Source organism: Legionella maceachernii (assembly GCF_900167045.1).
Lineage (GTDB): Bacteria > Pseudomonadota > Gammaproteobacteria > Legionellales > Legionellaceae > Tatlockia > Tatlockia maceachernii.
Map to the genome: position 1 here is coordinate 41,103 of NZ_FUXJ01000017.1, position 20,837 is coordinate 61,939.

Here is a 20,837-nt window from a genome sequence, read left to right on the forward strand (position 1 = left end):
TGCCCTTCCCCTAGTTCCATCAATTATCGAAGCCAATTCTATAAATTCATATAAGTCTCAGATGTTAACTCAATATTTTTTAACGTGAGGGGTAAATTTTGATCTTGTATCCTAATGGTTGAAGAAGAGTGTGCAAAATTCATGGGAAAAATAGCCAAACACTTTTTTATTGAAGACATTTTAGAAGGATATAGGATGCCTTCTACCCCCGAAAAGTAGGCTAATTGACCGAATATTTGTGAATTGGCTGGTATATCAACCTGTGCAGGTAAGTTTCTCCACTCATTAAGTAAAATACTTCTCTTTAATTCATCGAACGATTTAACATGATAAAGAACTGGAATATTCAATCTTTGAGCCTCTTTTTCCAGATCTTTAGATATCTTGATATCTTTAATAACTTCATAAAAATCAAATAATGCATTTTCTTTTGTGAGATCAACGATTTCTAAATCGCCTTTAACTAATAAATCTATCGTACTATTTTTATTCGTCATCGATAACTCATCGGCACTCAAACCACCGTCAATGATCTCATTCGGATCAACTTGGTTTTTTTCTCTATATGCAGTTATCCAATCTTCCGCTATATATAATGCTTTAAATTTTGGGAATTTAATCTCATTAATATCACCAATATTAAATCTTCCTCCTGGATCATTCAAAATGCTTCCTATTGAGGATAAAGCATTATCAATAAACCTCAAATCTATGATTCGGTGCCAATTTTCAAAAACAAATCTTTCAACATTTTGTGAGATTGCAACTTTAATTTTCTCAAGCCGATTTGCGCGTTGATGTTGAAAATGTATAAAATTTTTATAGTAGTGCTCTCGTATAAATTCAAATTGTTGCTTATACCTTCGTATGTTAGCGATATCTGTTAATGAAGGTGGTATCAAAATCATTTAAGGCTTTATTCCAGAAATTGCATTTAAAATAAATTTTCTTAACTTCTCATATCTGCCAAAAGCAATCATTTCCTTAGGAGACATATCCCCTAAAAGTGGGTTCCGGGTATTAAACCAAAGTGTGGTCTTCTCTAAATCACCCTGAAAGTAATTAGCCGTCAAATTAATAAGATTCCCAATTTCCTCTAGTCTTTCTTTCAATTCACGGGGCATTCTCTCATCATATCTTATTGATTTAACAGTTTGGCCCGTAGCCTTTGATACCTCGTTATTATGAAAATTCAAAAAATTGACTACTTTTTTTACACCTTCTTTATGAAAGCCGATATAGTCATCTGATACTGTATTAAAAAGCGGTTGGTTCATGATAGGACCTTCAAATTGCTAGATTATGATTAAAGTATACGGGCATTTCCATTATTATTCCAAAAATTTTCCATTTTTATTCCATGATGATAAATCAAAAATATATTAATTCAAACTTATTATTAGGCCTAGGACTGAAGACCTCGAAATTGCTCAACATCGAAATAAAGATAAACTGACACCTTGCCACATTGCGTTTCGTGCAAAAAATAGAGATCAAGTTGAGGAGTTTTATGTAACTTCAATCGAAGCTGGTGGAAAATGTAATGATAAACCAGGACTTAGGCCACCATACACAAAAACTATTACGCTGCGTTTATAATTGACCCGAGTGCACATAACATTCAGGCAGTTTTCGACTCTGAAGCGTAAATTTTGACACGAATGGGGTCGCTACTCCAAGTTACATGAATTTAAATTGCAGGTGTTTTATGAGAGTATTCTTGATTTTCAAGGCCGTAATTAGCGAGTCCACCAAAGATGAACCCAACAGCAGCAACAGCTAAAAGTGAAGCGGATATTGGTTCTAAAAAGAATAGAAAGAAACTAACCATACCTAATAGACTTCCCGCAATAATGAGTGACTTTGCTCGATTATTAGAACTTTCTTTCTTAGAGAAAAAAGTAGGGGCCGAAGAATGATTACAAGCTCTTAATTGCTCACTATTCTTTGCGACCCATTTAATTCGTTGTTCGTTTAATTCAGATCTATATGGGTTCTCTAGAACGGCTTGCCGGTTAGGAAATTTCTCTAATAAAAGAGAACGTTTAGATTCCGCATATTCATCGGCAAAGATAGCAAGGGCCTTGAAGTAATGTATTTCATTTAAATTCACAGTGTCTTTATCAAAATAAAAACCTAAAGAAATATCTGTAATAGGCATAATCTTGTAATAGGGAAAATCATCAAGCAGCTCGTGATTCAAGTTTTCGGCTGTAACAAATTTAACTTCGATCATCTTACGTGCGTAGTCTTGAGGGGATGAACTTGGTAAGCCTTCAAGTGTAAAAAATCTGGGTGCTCCTTTTTTAAGCTCTATCAGAATCTGATCACTCATATTCTTATTATCTTGAACAACAATGGTTAAAATCGGCAATTTTTTCTCCAATAGGTAAGTGAGAGCGCACATTTTGTCATAAATAATTATCTATAAAAAGCAAAAGTGGGGCTTAATCGTGAGAGATTTAATTTTTTTATAAGGTAGGTAACAAGACCATATTGGTGTAATTAGTAGGTCAATCAAATATGCTTTTAAAATTGGAGCTGCAGATACTTGAACCATTATCAATGAATAACCAGACTTATCAAGAAAAATTAAACGTTTATTTATTTAGAATCAATTTTTGATAAAGCCTCTCTCCTTTAGTCTAGGAAGTCTCACAAAGTAAATTAATAAATTGCTCTATCTTTTTGCTTCTAATTTTGTAGGACTGGAAACTGATAACATTAGCGTGAGTAGCATTCGGTTTAAATAAATCCTTAAATAGTTCATAGTGCTCATTGCTAATTTTGCTATATAAATTATGGTTTTTTGCTCTGTCACTTCATTAATGACTAGAGGCTCCAAACCAGCTATTGCTATAAACGCAGAATGACATGAGTAATTTATTAATCCTTAAATGACATTAAAGATGCAAGCAGTAAAGTGCTCATCAGTGTAATCCAGTACCTCATTTTCTTGAGTTCAGCATAAATATTTTTGTCTATTTATTTCTAAATAGGTTCAATAATTTCAAAAATAGAGCTTAATGGTCTATTATAAAACATATAGGTAATGACTGACCTGGCTGAACCAAAATTCAGTTTTAGATAAGGAGATTGATTTTGAGGTGTGGTGTGTCTCTCTTGCAAGGCAGGAAACCTGAAGCACTTCATAGATCGCCACCGTGTGCGTCATTTGCGGCTCAGATACTCAGGTTTATGTCATTGCCTGTATGTTATGTCCTTCCATTGAAAGCGGAAATTTACCCCTCCATTTTGTTTAATTTATAATCATGTAATATAATTAATTTGCAGATCATAACAAGGAAGCGATCATGAAAAAAATAATAATCGCAGTATCGATGATTTTACCTGCAACATTTCTTTCCAGCTGTACTGTATCGGAAGCCTCCTATTCCCCGGGTTACAATAATGATTATGTCTACGCTGTTGGGTATTATGGGTACCGACCCTACTGGACTAGTTTTTATTCTGGTGGTTGGGGTAATGTGGGGTATTGGCGTGGTTATCGCGCTTATTCAAACCGCAGTTGGTTTGAAGGTCGCAGATGGTAACTTCCATTAATAAGTTAGCGTTGTAGCCTGCATCCGGCAAAATATAGGTTAAAAGTAGGTTGGGCCTTGGCTCAACATCGGGTTTTTTCTTGTTGGGTCAAGGCCCAACCTACTATTGCTTAACTGAATGGAGTGCTTGCTAATTGGCACTTATTCTTTAGCGCGAGAGACGTATTCGCCTTTTCGTGTGTCGACTTTGATAAGTTCACCTGTTTGCACAAACAAAGGGACACGAACTACCGCACCCGTTTCCAGTTTGGCCGGTTTACCACCGCCGCCAGAGGTATCTCCTTTTAGACCAGGATCAGTTTCAGTGATTGCCAGAATGACAAAGTTCGGCGGTGTCACCTGTATAGGTTCATTATTCCACAAAGTAACTATACAAATGTCTTGTTCCTTTAGCCATTGCGCAGCATCCGCTAATGTTTCTTGGCTTACAGCGTATTGTTCAAAAGTATCAGGAACCATGAAATGCCATTGTTCGCCGTCATTATACAAATATTGCATTTCCACATCGGCTACATCTGCAGATTCCAGCGTGTCACCAGATTTAAAGGTGCGCTCAACCACACGTCCGGTTTTTAAATTACGAATTTTGACTCGAGTGAACGCTTGTCCTTTACCAGGCTTAACGAATTCACAATCAATAATGCTGCACGGTGCATTATCCACCATGACTTTTAAGCCATTCTTAAATTCATTTGTGCTGTAGGTAGCCATTAGTGCTCCACTGTTGAGATTTTATTGCATTTTCGATAGAGTTCGCAGTTTATCAATTTTGTACATCTGTTGCGAGTTTTAAAGCAAGTTAAGCTAAAAAAAGCGGTATGAAACTGATTCACTCATAATAGATATTAATGAATGCGAGATTATTCTGTGACTTGGCAAAAAATTCTGGCACAAGGATTCACGTCCGTCAATGAATTGCTAGAGTTCCTATCCTTACCCTTGGAATTAGGCAGTACAGTAGCTGAAAAGCAATTTAAAACCCGAGTTCCAAGAGGGTTTGCTGCGCGCATGCAGCCAGGAAATCCACAAGATCCCCTGCTGTTGCAGGTGCTTGCGGTTAATAAAGAGCTGCAAGCAGTGGATAACTACATTGCTGACCCACTTGCCGAATCATCGGCCAATCCTTTACAAGGGTTAATGCATAAATATCAAGGTCGAGTATTGCTCACTTTAACAGGCGTTTGTGCGGTTAATTGTCGTTATTGTTTTAGGCGACATTTTCCTTATCAAGATAATAATCCTGGTCGTAATGGTTGGCAGGAAGTGCTGAATTATATTCGTCAAGATTCAACCATTTTCGAGGTCATATTAAGCGGTGGTGATCCGTTATTAGCTAACGATAAAATCTTGAGTGATTTTATACATCAATTAGAATCCATTGGGCATATACGCACTATCCGTTTTCATACGCGAATTCCAGTGGTCTTGCCCGAACGTATCAATGAGACTTTATTATCCATGCTTGCTGATACACGACTGCGTAAGGTGATGGTGTTGCATTGTAATCATTCCCAAGAATTAGATGATAACGTGCAGCGAGTGTGTGCTGCTTTGCGTCAGACTGGTTGCCATTTGCTTAATCAAACTGTTCTTTTAAAAGGAATTAATGATGACGCAGAAACGTTGGCTAACTTAAGTGAGCGTTTATTCAGTTGTGGTGTTTTGCCTTATTATTTGCATGTTTTAGATAAAGTGATGGGGGCTGCTCATTTCGATTTGGCCGAAGAATTAGCCTGTGCGATTCATTTGCAATTACAGCGCTTATTGCCAGGTTATTTAGTGCCTCGTTTGGTTCGTGAAGTCCCTGGCAAAGCGCATAAATTATGGTTATCGGAGCCAAAGATTGAGTGAACTGGGCTTAATGACCATTTTTTGCGTACAGCTCTAATAGTTTCTCCTGCGCACTAAATGTACCACTGCCTAGACGTTTATAGCTACCATCGGCTTGCATTTCCCAGGCATTTGTGTTGTCTCTTAAATAGTTTTTAAATACTTCATGCTTAATGCGTCTACGACAGGCTTCATCCAGAATAGGAAACATGATTTCAATTCGTGTATAGAGGTTACGCTCCATCAAATCCGCACTTGCACAATAATAACGTTCTTCATTTCCGGTTCTGAAATAATAAACGCGATGGTGTTCAAGAAATCGACCAACTATTGATATAACACGAATATTATCAGAAATGCCAGGAATGCCTGGTTTAAGACAGCAAACACTTCGCACTAATAAATTGATTTTTACACCCACCTGAGACGCTTGATAAAGCGCCTGGATCATTGTTTTATCAGTTAATCCATTCACTTTAATGTATATCTCAGCCTCTTGTCCTTCGCTGGCAGCCTGGCGGCACTGCTCTATCAATTGCAATAAATTTTTTTGTAAGGTAAAGGGAGAATGGCAAAGGGCTTTGAGTTTAGGTGTTCTACCTAATCCTGTGAGCTGCTGGAAAATCATTTGGGTATCGCTTGCGATTGTCGGTTCGCAGGTTAACAATCCTAAGTCCGTATAGCGTCTTGCCGTTTGTTCGTGATAATTTCCTGTGCCCAAATGAACATAATGCTTTAATTTCCCGTGCGTACGCCGTACGACAAGAGTCATTTTGGCATGTGTCTTATAACCCATTACTCCATATAAAACGAGAACACCGGCTTCGTGCAATCGGTTGGCAAGTTTTAAATTGGATTCTTCATCAAAGCGCGCACGCAATTCAATCACTGCCGTGACCTCTTTGCCGGAACGAGCAGCTTCTACTAAGGCTGTTACCATAACTGATTCGGAGTGGGTACGGTAAAGGGTTTGTTTAATCGCTAATACGCTAGGATCTGCTGCGGCTTGGCGGACAAAATCAATCACCACCTCAAAGCTTTGGTAAGGATGATGCAATAAAATGTCTTGCTCATCTAATACATTAAATAAATTACGTTTCTGGTGGATGAATTCCGGGTACTGAACGGTCAAAGGAGGGTAGTTAAGCTCTGGACGGTCGATGCGATTTATGACACTGTAGTAACGCTGTAGATTGACTGGTCCATCACAATAATAAGCATCTTCATGATGTAGATGATGTTTCTGAAGAAGAAAATCAACGATATCGGCAGGGCAATGGCTATCTACTTCAAGACGAACCACATGACCATAGTGACGGGTAAATAACTCACGCTGTACTGCAACGGCTAAATCTTCTATTTCTTCCTCGCGTAAGAATAAATCACTATTTCGCGTTAAGCGAAAGGGGTAGCAACCGTTTATTTCCATACCGGGAAATAGTCGATAGATATGAGTTTGAATGATCGAAGATAAATAAACAAAGTAGCTTCCGCCTTCCGTACAGAGTTCTGAAGGTAAAGGAATCATGCGAGGTAAAGAACGAGGTGCATGCACTACTGCATAGTCGATATTCCGATCAAAAGCATCTTTGCCACGCAACGAAATAATAAAATTTAAACTTTTATTAAATAACCGCGGAAAGGGATGTGCTAAATCAAGCGCTATAGGGCTTACGATAGGTAAAATTTCATTCTTGAAATAATGTTTTGCCCAGAGATGAATATCATCATCCCATTCTTCAACAGAAAGAAAGTGGATATTCGCTTTTTTCATTGCTGGTAACAATTCTTTATTGAAGATTTCATACAGTTCATCCGTAAGTAAATGAACTTTCTTGCTAAGTTGCCCAAAAATTTCATCCGCTTGAAGTCCATCGATGTAATGTTTTCTTGAATGAAGGGCAATTTTTTCTTTTAAGCCGGCGACCCGAATCTCGAAAAACTCATCTAAGTTACCGCTGCAAATACAGAGAAAACGCATGCGTTCTAATAGAGGGACACGTTCGTCTTTTGCCAGTTGCAACACGCGCTCATTAAAAGACAATGCGGTGAATTCGCGATTGATATAGTATTCTGGATTACCTAAATCACTGCTCACAATCTATACCTCTCGGAATGAAAATCAGTGGAGATCAAAGCGTAAATAATATTTCATTTTGCCAGCAGCGCTGAAAAAATGCGAGCAAAAGCTATACTAGCAATTTAGGTTAGTGAGGAGTCTAGCTGGGTTTAACGAGGAAAAAGCAAATCCCTATAAAAGCAATAAATCCCCAAAACGGCGAAAGCTGGAAATAAGTTAGTCCGATAAAAAATAAAACAGTGACCACCATAATAGGGAGTGAATAATAAACCCCGATTACTCCTTGTGCTACTGAGTAAGACGCGGCTGCTAAAAGAGCGAGTGCCCCGTATTGAACGCTCACCATGATTTTATGAGTTACTGGGCTATTATTAGCACTTAACACTTGATAACCCACGACAGCTAAAATTAAGCCGGGCAAGTTTAAGCAAGTTAACGCCAAGATTAAACCCAATATTCCCGCTGCTTTATAGCCAATTAATGCAGCGAGTTTGACCGCAGTTAAACCAGGAAAAAGAAAACTTGTACCCACCATACTGACAAATTCTTCGGGCGCAATCCAGTGGCGGTTGGTAACTGCTTCATACTCCAAAAGTTTGAGCATGGAATTGCCTCCGCCTAAGGAGATGAAACCAATTTTGCCAAAGCTGAGTATAATGGCGAGTAGATTATTCATCATAAGCTAAAGTTTGTTTAAGAAAACTAACATAGTCGCAGGAAACTTGTTCTGCCAGCAAGTGTTTTGCAATGGAAGAAACGAAGACTTTGGATTTTCCTTCCACACAGACACTATAGAAGATTTGCTCGGCGATGGTTAGGCGTGCTAACTCAAGTTTAATTGTTGGTGCAGTTGGAAATTTATAAATTAACACCTCTTTTTCTACCGGAATTTCTTTTTTGTTCTGTCTTAATTGGGTCAACAATGCTGAAACAGAGAGTCCTCCGGTTCCAGGTAGGATTTCATTATCTAAACAATCTTCAAGATTAATTTTCTTCCCATAGCCGCGCAATATACCGCTTTCTTCCAGTAAAGGTTTATAAAGCAATTGCATTCGGCGTTGCTTAATATTGAAGTGAGTGCTGGGTAGGAGTAAATAGCAATCCTGTCGGTATTTAATTTTATAATTTGAAAGAGATAAAAAGCTACTGTCTAAGCCATGTAAGGTAATCGTGGTATTAGACGGCCAAAAATACCGCGCCTCCCAATGGATGTCTTCACGAGGCGTCGATAAGTGTTGTAAATGAAGAATGTTATGATGATCAATTTCAAAATTCCAAACCAGACGTGTATTCATGAGGTTATAATAAAGAGTTTGCACTAGTTTGATTCATAGCAGTAAAAATAAGCTATCGCAATAGGCTGACCCATTTTGTTGTTGAAATGGATTATTTCTTAGTGGCGGCATTTTCAATTGCAAGCTTAGTACAATATGCCAGCGATCGGTACCGAGAACAAAATTGGGATGATACAAATTAGATTTCTCCAGGCAAGAAAAATGCACTCACAAGACTTATAACAAATGAATTTGCTTTTTATATAGCAATTCCTCTTTCAATCGAAGAATTTACACATCTTCAGGAACGAATTGCTTTATTAGCCGAGAAAAATCCTGAAAATCTCCACTTGGTTGAAATGACGATTAATGGTGTTAAACATTGCTTTTCCTATAATAATATTTTTGAATGCATGACAGCAGGTGGCATTGCCTTTTTTACTGCAATTGTTGTTTGTCTTGATCATGAATTCGACGTGGCAAAGAATAACGCGAATAAATTAATCGATAAGATACATGAAAGCTATTTACGTGGAGAGCATGTTCGTTCCATTTCATTATTCGTTTCGTATGTTGTGATCAATTATGCGAAACGAAAGTGCAAAGTATAGAAGCAGAGTATCCACATCTTAACACCACTGTCATCCTGAGCAACGCGAAGGACCTCCACTCTTGGCAATAACCCCATCAAGGAGATCCCTCACTACGTTCGGGACGACAAATGAAATACCCGCAAACTACCTCAATAAAGATGTGGCCTGAAGAATAGCAATAAAGAGAGTGAATGCCCTCTGAAGGGCTTCGAGGTTTTGAGTCCTCATTCTATAAATTCTGCCATTCTGAACACAGCGAAGGCCCTTCTGAATTTTCGCAGTAACAATTCAGGCAGTTTTTCACTGTTCATGGACGACATGTTATGACTCGCAAAATGATTAAAGACAGGTATATACTTAGAGCTTAACTGCTTTTCCAAGCAAAGGAAGGTGCTGACATGGCTACGTTGCTGTTTCTTGTCTATTTGATATTTACACTCATAGTACTGTACCGCGGGATGAATGCATTAACCTGGGAAATAGGTAGCGCTATTTATCTTATTCTAGCGACCTTTTCAATTGGTATGAATTGGTTTTTCGGATTAGTTATCTGGTTAGTCATTATTGCAGCGGTATTGTTAGTCAACGTTGAACCTTTACGCGATGCAGTCAGTGATTTTTTGTTTAATCGTATTGGTAAATCAATTCCTAAGTTGACAAAAACAGAAGAAGAAGCTTTAAATGCCGGCGATACCTGGCTGGAAAAAGATATTTTTATTGGTTCTCCAAATTGGGAAAGGCTAAAAAATGTTTCTGCAGAACTCACTGCTGAAGAGCAAGCGTTTCTTGATAACGAAGTTCAAACTTTATGCAATATGCTTGACAGTTGGAAGATAAAACAAGCAGGGGATTTACCAGAGGAAATTTGGACTTATATTAAAGAAAAGGGTTTTTTGGGATTAGTAATTCCTAAAGAATACCAAGGTAAAGGATTTTCAGCACGTGCACATTCGGATGTAGTGCTCAAAATTGCAAGTCGCTCGCCTGCAGCTGCGGTCACAGTAATGGTGCCAAATTCACTAGGACCGGGGGAGTTGCTTAGTTATTATGGAACGGAAGAGCAAAAAGCTAAATATTTACCCAATTTAGCAAAAGGGGTCGATATTCCTTGTTTTGCGCTAACTGAACCCAGTGCAGGCAGTGATGCTACGTCAATTCAATCTGAAGCAGTCGTGGTTAAAAAGAAAGTTGATGGCAAGATGGTTTTAGGTCTTAACATCAGTTTAAATAAGCGTTGGATTACTTTAGCACCAGTCGCTACGTTAATTGGCCTTGCAGTGAATTTGAAAGATCCAAATGGCTTATTGAAAGGCGAGGGATCTGAAGGCATAACTTGCTTGTTGATCCCACGTGACACAGAGAATTTAGTGATTGGTAACCGGCATTTACCTGCTGATCAACCCTTTATGAATGGTACCTTACGCGGTGAGAATATTTTTGTTCCCATAAATACTATTATTGGTGGTCAAAAAAATGCAGGGCATGGTTGGCAAATGTTGGTTGAGTGCTTATCCATTGGCCGCTCAATTTCTTTACCGGCTTTAGGTTCTGCTTCTTCTTCCGTGGCTTACCTAACGACAGGCGCTTTTGCCAGAATACGTCGACAATTTGCAGTAGAGATTGGCAATTTTGAAGGCATAGAAGAAAAATTGGCAGAAATTGCAGGATTAAATTATATTGTTAACGCCACCCGTCTTTTAACTGTAGCCGCGGTGAATCAGCATAAAAAACCTTCTGTAGCTTCAGCAATCACCAAATATTTTAATACCGAGCTTGCCCGAATTACTATCAACAATGCGATGGACATCCATGCGGGGCGCGCTGTAGTCACCGGTGAGCGCAATTACCTCTCAGATTTTTATCAAAGCATACCCATTTCGGTTACAGTAGAGGGAGCAAATATCATGTCGCGCAATTTGCTCATTTTTGGACAGGGCTCTATGGCCTGTCATCCCTATATAAGAGACGAATTTTATGCAATATCTCAAGGTGACAAAGAGGCTTTCCGCCCCTTGATTTGGCAACACATTATTTATTCCATGCGTAATTTTGCCAAAGCATTTTGCTCAGCCTGGACGGCTGGATTATTTATCGAGGCACCAGGGAATGACTTAAATTATGAATACAAAAAACTCGCTCGTCTAAGCCATGCTTTTGCTTGGTTCGCTGATTTGTCCCTCATTTATTTAGGAGGAGATTTAAAACGTAAAGAGCGTTTGTCTGCAAGGTTAGCGGATGGAATGTCATTCCTTTATATGGCAATGGCGGTACTTCGTTCTTATCAAGCAAATAACGAAAATCCGGATGAGAGATTGCATGCGAAATGGGCGTTAAGGTACTGTTTCTATCAGGCTCAGAAATCAATGATTGCATTTTGTCGTAATTTTCCGTCAAAGCCATTGGGTTTCTTAATGCGGTTGGTTGCATTTCCTTTTGGCCAAACAATGCTTTATCCAAGTGACAAACTTGATCACCAATTGGCACAACTGATGACGAAGAATAATCATTATCGGAATCGCATGTCAAAGTTCATTTTTTTAAGCGGTGATCCAAAACAACCCATTGACAGAATGGAGCAGACATTGCAACTTATTATTACGCATGACGAATTACATAAAAAAATTAACGACCTCAAACGTTATAAATTCGGTGCTTTGAAAGAAAAAATAGCTGAAAAAGTGGCGCAGGGAGAATTATCTCAAGCAGAAGCGGATAACCTCATTAGCGTCGAGAGAGCTTGCTGGGATGCCATTCAGGTTGATGAGTTTTCTTTTGATTCCGTGAAGAAGAAGGGTTTTAGTTCTCTTGCAGATACATTTCCAAATCCGATGGATTAGAGGGGTTATTCTAAAATCTTTACTCTCTCTTAACGGTAAAGGAGAAGAGTTGATAATCAATACGCCCTGATGATTTGCTATAATAACTAAAGTTATTTCCATAATGGGTTTTAACTTTGTATTTTGTGAACAATGCAGTGAGAGTTCGAAATGGCTAGAGCTACTTTACGTACAACAACTCGCGGTACAGGAATAAAACTGTTGGCTCCTGAATCCAAAGCAATACGAGCCGCTATGGAATGCGTTAAGCATAGTCCTGAGGGTGCTGACTATTTGGTTGATCGTTTTAGCAATAGAATGGTTTTGTTGGGTATGACAGAACAAGCTAAAGGAATGCAACGGCAGTTAGAAGATTTTAGAGAGTATGTGCATCTAAAAACTTCAGCAAATGGTGAGGCATGGCAAGGGGAGTTTGCAGAAACTGACTTTAAGAACTTGCACAAGAATGTCGCTGATAAAGCAGCCCAAGAAGTGGCTGCAACTGTTCAAGGCCCTGTCAGAATGGATTTCGGTGTGGATGAGGATTCCCATTACAAGCGAGTGTTTGTCAGTAATGGTCAAAAAATAGCTGGTGAACAAGCTAGGCCATTGGATAAACTCGTCAATGCGTTCTTCGCGGAAAATGATATCGTCAGGGATAATAATATTCTCTATGAAGCCACAAAGGACGGTGAAATTAAATATGAAGGGGATAAGCCTAAAAAAGCCGATCCGGAGACAGTCGATACATTGATGGTCACGGAATTAAAAGATTACTTTGATGATCATGGAATCGAAGCAAATGTAAGAAGTCGCAGCAGTCAATCTAAACAACAGGCTCAACAAGCCACAGCCAGGGCGGCTAAAGCCGAAGAAGCACCGGCCCCAAGTGGACCAAGTCCAAGTGGGGACGAAGAGGCTCCTACCACTGCTCCAGCGGCCTAAGTATCCTATCCATTGCGCGCTCATACGCGCAATGGCAAATAAACACGAAGTATTTAAGATAAAAATAAAGCGTTAGCTAATTTAAGTCGTTCTGCTGAACCAATATCAACCCATAAGCCTCGGTAAAGTTCCCCAGTAGCCAAATTTTCTTTAATTAAATTATGAAATAAAGCCACTACAGAATACCTTCCCGCGTGGCATTGTTTAAAGGCTTCAGGATGATAGCAAGCTATCCCAGAGTAAGTATACCGTTTGCCTTGATTGCTGAGTTGGTTTTGATGTATTAAACCAAAATCGCCTTTAGCATTATGTGAAGGATTATCCACAAGTACGAGATGCAGTTTTGCACCATTAGTGAGGTGTAATGAGCTAAATTCATAATCGGTAAAAATATCAGCATTCACGGTGACAAAAGGATCATTTCCAAGTAAAGGTAACGCATTATAGATTCCCCCTCCTGTTTCGAGTCCTCCAGGTGGTTCTGGCGCGTAACAAATTTCTATACCCCATAGTGCGCCGGTTCCAAGATGCTGCCGTATTTGCCCACCTAGATGTGCATGATTAATAACAATTCGTTCAAAACCCGATCTTGCCAATTTTTCAACATGGTATTGAATAAGGGGTTTCTGATGAACTAAGCATAGGGCTTTGGGATGAATATCAGTAAGTGGCCTTAGGCGCTCACCGCGACCCGCAGCCAAAATCATTGCGGTTTTCATGGTAAACGAATCCTGTCATGAACAAATTGATAAAAGGAATTGAATTGTGGATAGCTCTCCAAGCAAGCAATAACATAATGGAGCGTTAAAGGTAAATCGCGTAAGTAATTAGGCTTACTATCTCGTAAGTACAGACGAGAAAACACCCCTAGGACTTTTAAATGGCGCTGCAAACCACAATAATCAAAGGCGCGAATAAATTCTGGCAATGAATATTGTTTGGCTATAGAGGATTGTTGGTAAAAATAAGTTAACCAACTCATTACTTGCTCACGAGGCCATTGAATATAACAATCCTTTAGTAGAGAAACGAGATCATAAGTAAAAGGCCCATACATCGCGTCTTGAAAATCAATTATCCCTAACTTGATTGTATCCGCTTGTTCAAGCAGCATAATATTACGTGAGTGGTAATCACGATGAATCAAAACACGAGGCTGTTGCCTGATTTCCTCGCTAAGCCAATCAAAAGTCTGATTGATAAGTGCTTCTTCTTTAGGTGTTAGTTCCAGTTTTAGATAAGCGTGCAAAAACCATTCTTTGAATACATTCAATTCATAGAGAATAAACGATTTATCAAAAGGGGGTAGTTGCGCCGCTTTAGATAATGTGCCGAGTTGAAGCGTATTCAAAGTGTCCATCGCGGCTTTATAAAGCCTGTCGGCAGTTTCTGTTGAGAGAGCATGAAGTAATAAGATATCACCAAAGTCGTCAAGAAGAGCAAATCCTTGTTTTTTATCGCTAGCATGGAGATGGGGTGTGTGTACACCATGGGCACTAAGTAAATGAGCGATCGCTACGAAAGGCTCGATGGTTTCTTTATTAGGAGGAGCATCCATAACAACTCGAGTTATCCCTTTGTAGTGAAGGCGAAAATATCGTCTAAAACTAGCATCTCCTGCAAGAGGAGTTAAAGTAAATTGCGATGAGGCGAGAACTTGCTCAAGCCATTTGCTAAGTGCGTTTTGTCGATCATGCATGCTATACTCCTCAGCTTAATTCTTTGGGCGCAGATAGGGCCTGCCCTATCGCATGTGAATCATAAGGTATTTTGGTGGCGGTGAAAATTAACTTTGATTCGATTACTCAACTATTCGAAAAAATAACTTGTCATCGCTATTTGTTTGTAGGACTAATCACTGCAATAGGAATAGCCGCGGGCGCGTATCATGCTGTTACTCACGCATCGGAAGTTATGGTTGAGCCTATACAAGCTTGTGTTGTGGCTAGAGACGTTGAGCTGACTGCTGAGAATAGGGCAAAATTCGCTCAATGTCTGGGGTGGCAGCAAAGCAATGCTTTGCCTCTTTGCGGGGGCTTTTATCATCCAGTTGCCATTACTCCTCTGGAAAATGGGGAAGTACGTATCTCGGCGAATGACGTTTCTTTTTACCGAGAAGGGCGTTCAGAATTATCGGGTAATGTCGAAGTTCAACAAGAAGGACGAATCGTTAATGCGCAAACTGCTTATGTGTATCGCGATGCCAAAACCAATAAAGTCACTCAGATAGAATTGTTAGGTGAAGTCCGGTACTTGGAGGCAGGAAGGCTAATGATTGCTAGGAAAGCAACAATTAATCCACAAGATAAATCGGGCAAAATTGAGGATGTATTATATCGTTTCAATGTTCGAAAAGGGGGCGCTATCCAGCCTGCTTGGGGGCGAGCAAGTTTTATAGAACGATTTGCCAACAAAGATTATTTATTAAAAAAAGCGACGTATACCACTTGCATTCCTCAAGATAAAGCTTGGCAACTTGAGGCTGACAGTATCAAATTGGATGATGCCAAAGCAATCGGGGTAGCGCGAAATGCTAAATTGAGAATTCGTAATTGGCCGATTTTGTATACCCCTTACTTAAGTTTCCCAACCTCAAAGGAACGCAAATCGGGATTTTTAATGCCCGTGGTTGGTTCCTCGAATGTAGGCGGCTTCGATCTTGCCTGGCCTTATTACTGGAATATCGCACCAAATTATGATGCCACGTTAATTCCTCATGTTTACACAAAGCGAGGTTTTATGATGGGTAGCGAGTTTCGCTATTTAACAAAAAAATCATTTGGCATGATTCGCGGTCAATACCTACCCCATGATCGAGCATTTAACCAGTTTTTATTAGACAATAGAGACGAGCACCCCTTGCTACGGGCAAAGTCGTCTGATCGGTGGTCGGTTCAACTCCAAAATTCAACATTGATTACGCGGGATTTACATCTCGATGTCAAAATTGATCAGGTTTCTGATGATTATTTTTTGCAAGATTTTAGTACTAACTTGGCAACCATAACGGAAAGGCAATTATTGCGTCAGGGGGATTTGTCTTATACTACGGATCACTGGCTTTTGCGTGGTATGCTGCAAAGTTACCAAACGCTGCATCCCATCAATCAAACGCCAGTGGGTGATAGTTATCAACGATTGCCTCAATTATCAGCTGAAGGATCTTATGATGAATTGCCTTTCGACAGTAGTTTTTCTTTACAGGGGCAATTTGATTATTTTCTCTGGCCAGCAAAATTGTTATTCCAACCTGAAGGGGCACGATATCATTTAAACCCCGCTCTTTCATTCCCGCGATCCAAATCATGGGGTTACATTACTCCTTCGGTTCAAATAGTGGAAAATTATTATAACTTAAGCAATTTGCCTCCTGAAGCGAGATCGGAATTTAATCGTTCTATTCCCCGTTATAATATTGATGGTGGTTTGTATTTTGATCGCACAACCGTATTTAGAGGCAAGGAATTTACTCAAACTTTAGAACCGCGTCTTTTTTACCTCTATGTTCCTTATCATAATCAGACCCCAATTCCTGCGTTTGACTCAGGCTATATGATATTTAGTTACGATCAACTCTTTCGCAATAATCGATTTTCAGGTTTTGATCGCATTGGTGATGCAAACCAGCTTTCCTATGCATTAAGTTCTCGTTGGTTATCCGATGAAACCGGCAGAGAAAAAGCAAATATTTCAATTGGTCAGGCACGCTATTTTGCTGACAGAAGAGTGAAGTTATGTCAAAGCTTTACAGATAATTGTGAAGACAATCCTGATACTTTAGGCCTTTTGTCGCTGACTGAAAAATTCTCGCCTATTGCTGCCCGTGGAGAGTATCATTTTAGTCTCAATTGGGTCCTGTCGGCAGATTACGTGTGGAATCCTGCAACGCATGCCACTGATAATGGCCATGTTAATTTCCATTATCAACCCGAGTCAGGTGACAATAAAATTATTGGAGTAGGCTATACCTATCTTGTCAATGGCGATGTGACCAGAGAGGCGTACACCAACTTAAAGAATAACCCATTACATCAAGCTACCTTTGCTTATGCTTGGCCTTTCAGCACCCATTGGAGTACTTTAGGCGCTTACAATTATAATATCAGCAAGCGCTATGAAATGATGTCCTTTTTTGGCGTTCAATACGACAGTTGTTGCTGGGCAGTTCGCTTGATCGGAGGACGGGCTTTTCAAAGTTTGGATTCTTTATCGCGACCCCAATATAATAACAACGTGTTTTTGCAGATTCTGCTAAAAGGACTTGGCTCTGTAGGGAATAGTGATCCCTCTAGCAGAATAAGAACTTATGTTCCAGGATACAATGATATCTTTCACAGGTAAGGATTAACAAATACTAATTAATACGGGTATTTTTGGATTAACTTAAATAAGATTGCTTGTATTTTGTTTAAGAATCACCTAAATTGCCCATACAAAATGTAAAGGGGAAAATGGCATGTTGAAGCGGATTGGGTTTTTTATACTGCTATTGCCTATATTAACGGTTGCAGCACAGCCTTTGGATAAGGTAGTAGCTATTGTCAATGATGGTGTCATTACTGCCAGTGAGTTAGATGCGCAAGTTAGGGTTTTAAAGGAGCAATTGATTGCTAAAAAAATGCAACTTCCTCCTGAAAAGGTTTTGCGCAAACAAGTTCTTCAGCATTTAATCGATGTGGACTTGCAATTACAACTCGCAAAGCGAAATGATATTTCCGTAGACAGCACTGATTTAAATGATGCAATTGCTAAAATTGCTAGCAATAATCATTTAACGTTAACTCAGCTACGCGAGGAACTGAGCAAACAAGGTTTAAGCTGGGAAACCTTTAGAGAAAATGTTCGTAAAGAAATATTGATTAGTCGTGTACAACAGAAAGCAGTAAATAGCGAGATTACAGTAACCTCCGAGCAAGTTGAAGACTATCTTAAGAATGCTAAAGATAATGATAAAACCCCGCAAACCTACCATCTCCAAAACATCGTTATTCCATTGCCGGAGGAGCCTACTACTGAACAATTAAATAAAGCGCGTCAAAAAGCCAGCGATCTTCTAAGTAAAATTAAGCATGGCGATGATTTTAATCGCCTAGCTATTGCCGAATCCAGTGGGGAATTTGCTTTAGAGGGTGGAGATTTAGGCGAACGACATTTAGCAGAACTTCCCGAGGTTTTCGCCAAACGAGTAGTGAGGATGAGCGTGGGGCAGGTTGCTGGCCCTATTCGAACCGGGAATGGGTTTCAATTAATCAAGCTTATTGCAGTTAATGGTGGTGAACAGCGACATGAAGTGACTAAGACGCACGTCCGTCATATTCTAGTAAAGCAAGATGCAAGTATGACTGAGGATGAGGCAATGAAACAAGCGAATAATTTGTATCAACAAATAAAATCAGGGAAAGATTTTGCTCTTCTTGCCAAACAATATTCTTTAGATGCTGCAAGCGCGATTAAAGGAGGAGACCTTGGTTGGGTGAATCCAGGTGAACTAGTACCTGAGTTTGAAAAAGCAATGGATATTTTGCCTGTCCATCAAGTCAGTAAGCCGATAAAATCGGTTTTTGGATGGCACTTAATTGAAGTGTTAGAGCGTAAAAAAATTGATGATTCTGATGCCTTTAAACGGCAACAAGTGAGACAGTTTCTCCAGCAACGTAAATTCACAGAAGCGGTGCAAAATTGGCAGCAGCATGTGAGAGCCGATTCTTATGTCAATATTTTGGATAAAAGCCTAGCATGAAGCCATTACTAATTAGTAGTGGCGAACCTGCGGGAATCGGTCCTGATTTATGTGTTGCCCTGGCAGCATGGGAATTACCCTTTGTTGTTCTAGGAGATAAACAGTTGCTTGCCCAAAGAGCGAGGGAGTTAAAACAAGAAATAACAATTATTGACTATCAACCCAATGCTCCTGTCTTATCCACACCTAATCATTTAACAGTGCTTTCTATTCCATGCGCAGCGCCCGTGATTCCGGGAAAATTAAATCACCTCAACGCCTCTTATGTGATTGAGATGCTAAGTTTGGCAACGGATAAATGCTTACAAGGAGAGTTTTCGGCGCTTGTGACTGCTCCTGTTCATAAAGCGGTGATAAATCAAGCTGGAATTGCCTTCACCGGCCACACTGAGTTTTTAGCTGAACGATGTAAAGTCAAGGCTGTCGTGATGCTGCTCGCTTGTGAGATGATGAAAGTTGCTTTGGTCACTACCCATCTTCCCCTTCGAAAAGTAGCGGATGCTATTACGCCACAGCAAATTTGTAATGTAATTGAACAATTGCATTTTTCTTTGCAACAAGAGTTTGCTATAGCGAATCCACAGATCTATGTTGCTGGGTTAAATCCTCATGCGGGTGAGGGTGGTTATTTAGGACGAGAAGAAATTGAAATCATAAATCCGGCACTACAACAGCTAAAAAAGAAAGGGCTGAATGTCCACGGTCCCTTCCCTGCAGATACCTTGTTCACTCCTCAGAACTTAAAACGAGTGGATGCTTTTGTTGCCATGTATCACGACCAAGGCTTGCCGGTACTAAAATACGCAGGATTTGGATCTGCTGTCAATATTACCCTAGGATTGCCTATTATTCGTACTTCGGTTGATCACGGTACAGCTCTAGAGTTAGCGGGAACTGGATTAGCGGATTTAGGTAGCATGACAGCTGCCGTTAACATGGCTAATTTCATGGCTAAAGTAAGGGAATCTGATGACAAAAATCAGTTTAATTGCCGCTATTGATGAGAAAAATGGCTTAGGAAAAAACAATAAGCTTCTTTGCTACCTCCCTGCAGATCTTCAACATTTCAAAAGCATTACTATGGGAAAGCCGGTCATAATGGGGCGAAAAACATATGATTCCATTGGCAGACCGTTGCCAGGACGCCAAAACATTGTACTAAGCCGGCGTACAACAGCCATTGAGGGTGTGCAAGTAGTTGATACTTTAGAAAAGGCTCTAGCGCTAACTTCTGCGGAACCAGAAATAATGATTATTGGTGGTGCAATGCTTTATAAGGAGACTCTTCCTTATGCTTCAAAAATTTATTTGACCGTAATTCATCATCACTTTGACGCAGACGTGTTTTTTCCTAAATTAGATCCATCTATTTGGCATTGCGAAGAAAAGGTTTTTCGGAAACAGGATGATAAGAACAATTATGATGTGACGTTTTGTTGTTATCAACGAATTGAGCAACAAAGAAATAACATAAGATTATCAAAAAAGTGACCAGGTAGTTCAAAATTATTTCTATTCATGTAAAATAGTCTGTTGGATGTAATAAAAACTCTTATAAACAAACCCTGAAACAAATTTGCTAGGTTAATGAGTGCTGTTAATTAACTGAAGCACCCCTAAAGAGAAGGAAATTTTAAAAAATTAAAGAAAGTGTTTGACAAGGAGATAGGGATGAGTAGAATACGCATCACGCCTACGGGGCGGGTTCATTAAGAAGATAGAAGACAAACTGTGTGGGCGCTTTGAGCGATTGAAGTGCAAAAGAAAGAAGTAAAAAAGCTAGAGAGATCTAGCACAGGAATTGAACTGAAGAGTTTGATCCTGGCTCAGATTGAACGCTGGCGGCATGCTTAACACATGCAAGTCGAACGGCAGCACGGTCTAGTTTACTAGATGGGTGGCGAGTGGCGAACGGGTGAGTAACGCGTAGGAATATGCCTTAAAGTTTGGGATAACATGGGGAAACTCATGCTAATACCGGATGAGCTCTTAGGAG

The 20,837-nt window shown here is 39.6% G+C and carries 18 protein-coding genes and 1 rRNA gene; 10 read left to right on the forward strand and 9 right to left on the reverse strand.

Annotated features, from left to right (window positions below):
* Positions 1–38: 38 nt before the first annotated feature.
* From B5D33_RS13420 to B5D33_RS13430, 3 genes are all read right to left on the reverse strand, one after another.
* Positions 39–908 (reverse strand): RES family NAD+ phosphorylase, encoded by an 870-nt coding sequence (locus B5D33_RS13420; protein ID WP_058451105.1) that lies wholly within the window; start codon positions 906–908, stop codon positions 39–41.
* Positions 909–1,277, reverse strand: coding sequence for a hypothetical protein (locus B5D33_RS13425; RefSeq protein WP_058451104.1), 369 nt, complete (start codon positions 1,275–1,277; stop codon positions 909–911).
* 413 nt (positions 1,278–1,690) lie between these two features.
* Positions 1,691–2,374 (reverse strand): hypothetical protein, encoded by a 684-nt coding sequence (locus B5D33_RS13430; RefSeq protein WP_058451103.1) that lies wholly within the window; start codon positions 2,372–2,374, stop codon positions 1,691–1,693.
* Between the two features lie 940 nt (positions 2,375–3,314).
* On the opposite strand from B5D33_RS13430, the gene B5D33_RS13435 reads away from it, so the two are divergent.
* Complete coding sequence (locus B5D33_RS13435) at positions 3,315–3,554, forward strand: hypothetical protein (RefSeq protein ID WP_058451102.1); 240 nt, start codon at positions 3,315–3,317, stop codon at positions 3,552–3,554.
* 150 nt (positions 3,555–3,704) lie between these two features.
* On the opposite strand, the gene efp is transcribed toward B5D33_RS13435, so the two are convergent.
* Positions 3,705–4,274 (reverse strand): elongation factor P, encoded by a 570-nt coding sequence (gene efp / locus B5D33_RS13440; RefSeq protein WP_058451101.1) that lies wholly within the window; start codon positions 4,272–4,274, stop codon positions 3,705–3,707.
* Positions 4,275–4,415: 141 nt separating this feature from the next.
* Here efp and epmB point away from each other — a divergent pair, with 141 nt between their 5' ends.
* Positions 4,416–5,414, forward strand: a complete 999-nt coding sequence (epmB, locus tag B5D33_RS13445) for an EF-P beta-lysylation protein EpmB (RefSeq protein ID WP_058451100.1) — start codon at positions 4,416–4,418, stop codon at positions 5,412–5,414.
* 7 nt (positions 5,415–5,421) lie between these two features.
* On the opposite strand, the gene ppk1 is transcribed toward epmB, so the two are convergent.
* From ppk1 to B5D33_RS13460, 3 genes are all read right to left on the reverse strand, one after another.
* Positions 5,422–7,491, reverse strand: a complete 2,070-nt coding sequence (ppk1, locus tag B5D33_RS13450) for a polyphosphate kinase 1 (RefSeq protein WP_058451099.1) — start codon at positions 7,489–7,491, stop codon at positions 5,422–5,424.
* Positions 7,492–7,612: 121 nt separating this feature from the next.
* Positions 7,613–8,152 carry a chromate transporter gene (locus B5D33_RS13455; protein ID WP_058451098.1) on the reverse strand — a complete coding sequence of 180 codons (540 nt, stop codon included), beginning with the start codon at positions 8,150–8,152 and terminating at the stop codon, positions 7,613–7,615.
* Entirely contained in the window at positions 8,142–8,768 is a 627-nt protein-coding gene (locus B5D33_RS13460) for a hypothetical protein (protein WP_065239970.1), read from the reverse strand. Before B5D33_RS13460 ends, B5D33_RS13455 begins: the two co-directional genes overlap by 11 nt.
* Before the next feature lie 338 nt (positions 8,769–9,106).
* Here B5D33_RS13460 and B5D33_RS13465 point away from each other — a divergent pair, with 338 nt between their 5' ends.
* From B5D33_RS13465 to B5D33_RS13475, 3 genes are all read left to right on the forward strand, one after another.
* Positions 9,107–9,358 carry a hypothetical protein gene (locus tag B5D33_RS13465; protein ID WP_058451096.1) on the forward strand — a complete coding sequence of 84 codons (252 nt, stop codon included), beginning with the start codon at positions 9,107–9,109 and terminating at the stop codon, positions 9,356–9,358.
* A 380-nt stretch (positions 9,359–9,738) separates the two neighbouring features.
* A complete protein-coding gene (locus tag B5D33_RS13470; RefSeq protein ID WP_058451095.1) occupies positions 9,739–12,177 on the forward strand; it encodes an acyl-CoA dehydrogenase in 2,439 nt (812 codons plus the stop codon).
* A 150-nt stretch (positions 12,178–12,327) separates the two neighbouring features.
* A complete protein-coding gene (locus tag B5D33_RS13475) occupies positions 12,328–13,101 on the forward strand; it encodes a hypothetical protein (RefSeq protein WP_058451094.1) in 774 nt (257 codons plus the stop codon).
* Between the two features lie 53 nt (positions 13,102–13,154).
* Here the strand turns inward: B5D33_RS13475 and murU are convergent, their stop codons facing one another.
* Together murU and B5D33_RS13485 are read right to left on the reverse strand one after the other, a co-directional pair.
* Positions 13,155–13,820, reverse strand: a complete 666-nt coding sequence (murU, locus tag B5D33_RS13480; RefSeq protein WP_058451093.1) for an N-acetylmuramate alpha-1-phosphate uridylyltransferase MurU — start codon at positions 13,818–13,820, stop codon at positions 13,155–13,157.
* Positions 13,817–14,800 (reverse strand): aminoglycoside phosphotransferase family protein, encoded by a 984-nt coding sequence (locus B5D33_RS13485; RefSeq protein ID WP_058451092.1) that lies wholly within the window; start codon positions 14,798–14,800, stop codon positions 13,817–13,819. The genes murU and B5D33_RS13485 overlap by 4 nt, the downstream gene beginning before the upstream one ends.
* A 215-nt stretch (positions 14,801–15,015) precedes the next feature.
* Between B5D33_RS13485 and B5D33_RS13490 the strand changes: the two genes are divergently transcribed.
* The 5 genes from B5D33_RS13490 to B5D33_RS13510 all read left to right on the forward strand — a co-directional run.
* The gene (locus B5D33_RS13490) at positions 15,016–17,442 is read left to right on the forward strand and encodes an LPS-assembly protein LptD (protein ID WP_115304984.1); all 2,427 of its coding nucleotides are present in this window, start codon (positions 15,016–15,018) and stop codon (positions 17,440–17,442) included.
* 115 nt (positions 17,443–17,557) lie between these two features.
* Positions 17,558–18,841, forward strand: coding sequence for a peptidylprolyl isomerase (locus B5D33_RS13495; RefSeq protein WP_058451091.1), 1,284 nt, complete (start codon positions 17,558–17,560; stop codon positions 18,839–18,841).
* Positions 18,838–19,842, forward strand: a complete 1,005-nt coding sequence (gene pdxA, locus B5D33_RS13500) for a 4-hydroxythreonine-4-phosphate dehydrogenase PdxA (RefSeq protein ID WP_058451090.1) — start codon at positions 18,838–18,840, stop codon at positions 19,840–19,842. Before B5D33_RS13495 ends, pdxA begins: the two co-directional genes overlap by 4 nt.
* A complete protein-coding gene (locus tag B5D33_RS13505) occupies positions 19,811–20,332 on the forward strand; it encodes a dihydrofolate reductase (protein ID WP_058451089.1) in 522 nt (173 codons plus the stop codon). The genes pdxA and B5D33_RS13505 overlap by 32 nt, the downstream gene beginning before the upstream one ends.
* Before the next feature lie 312 nt (positions 20,333–20,644).
* A 16S ribosomal RNA gene (locus B5D33_RS13510) occupies positions 20,645–20,837 on the forward strand; the annotation flags it as partial.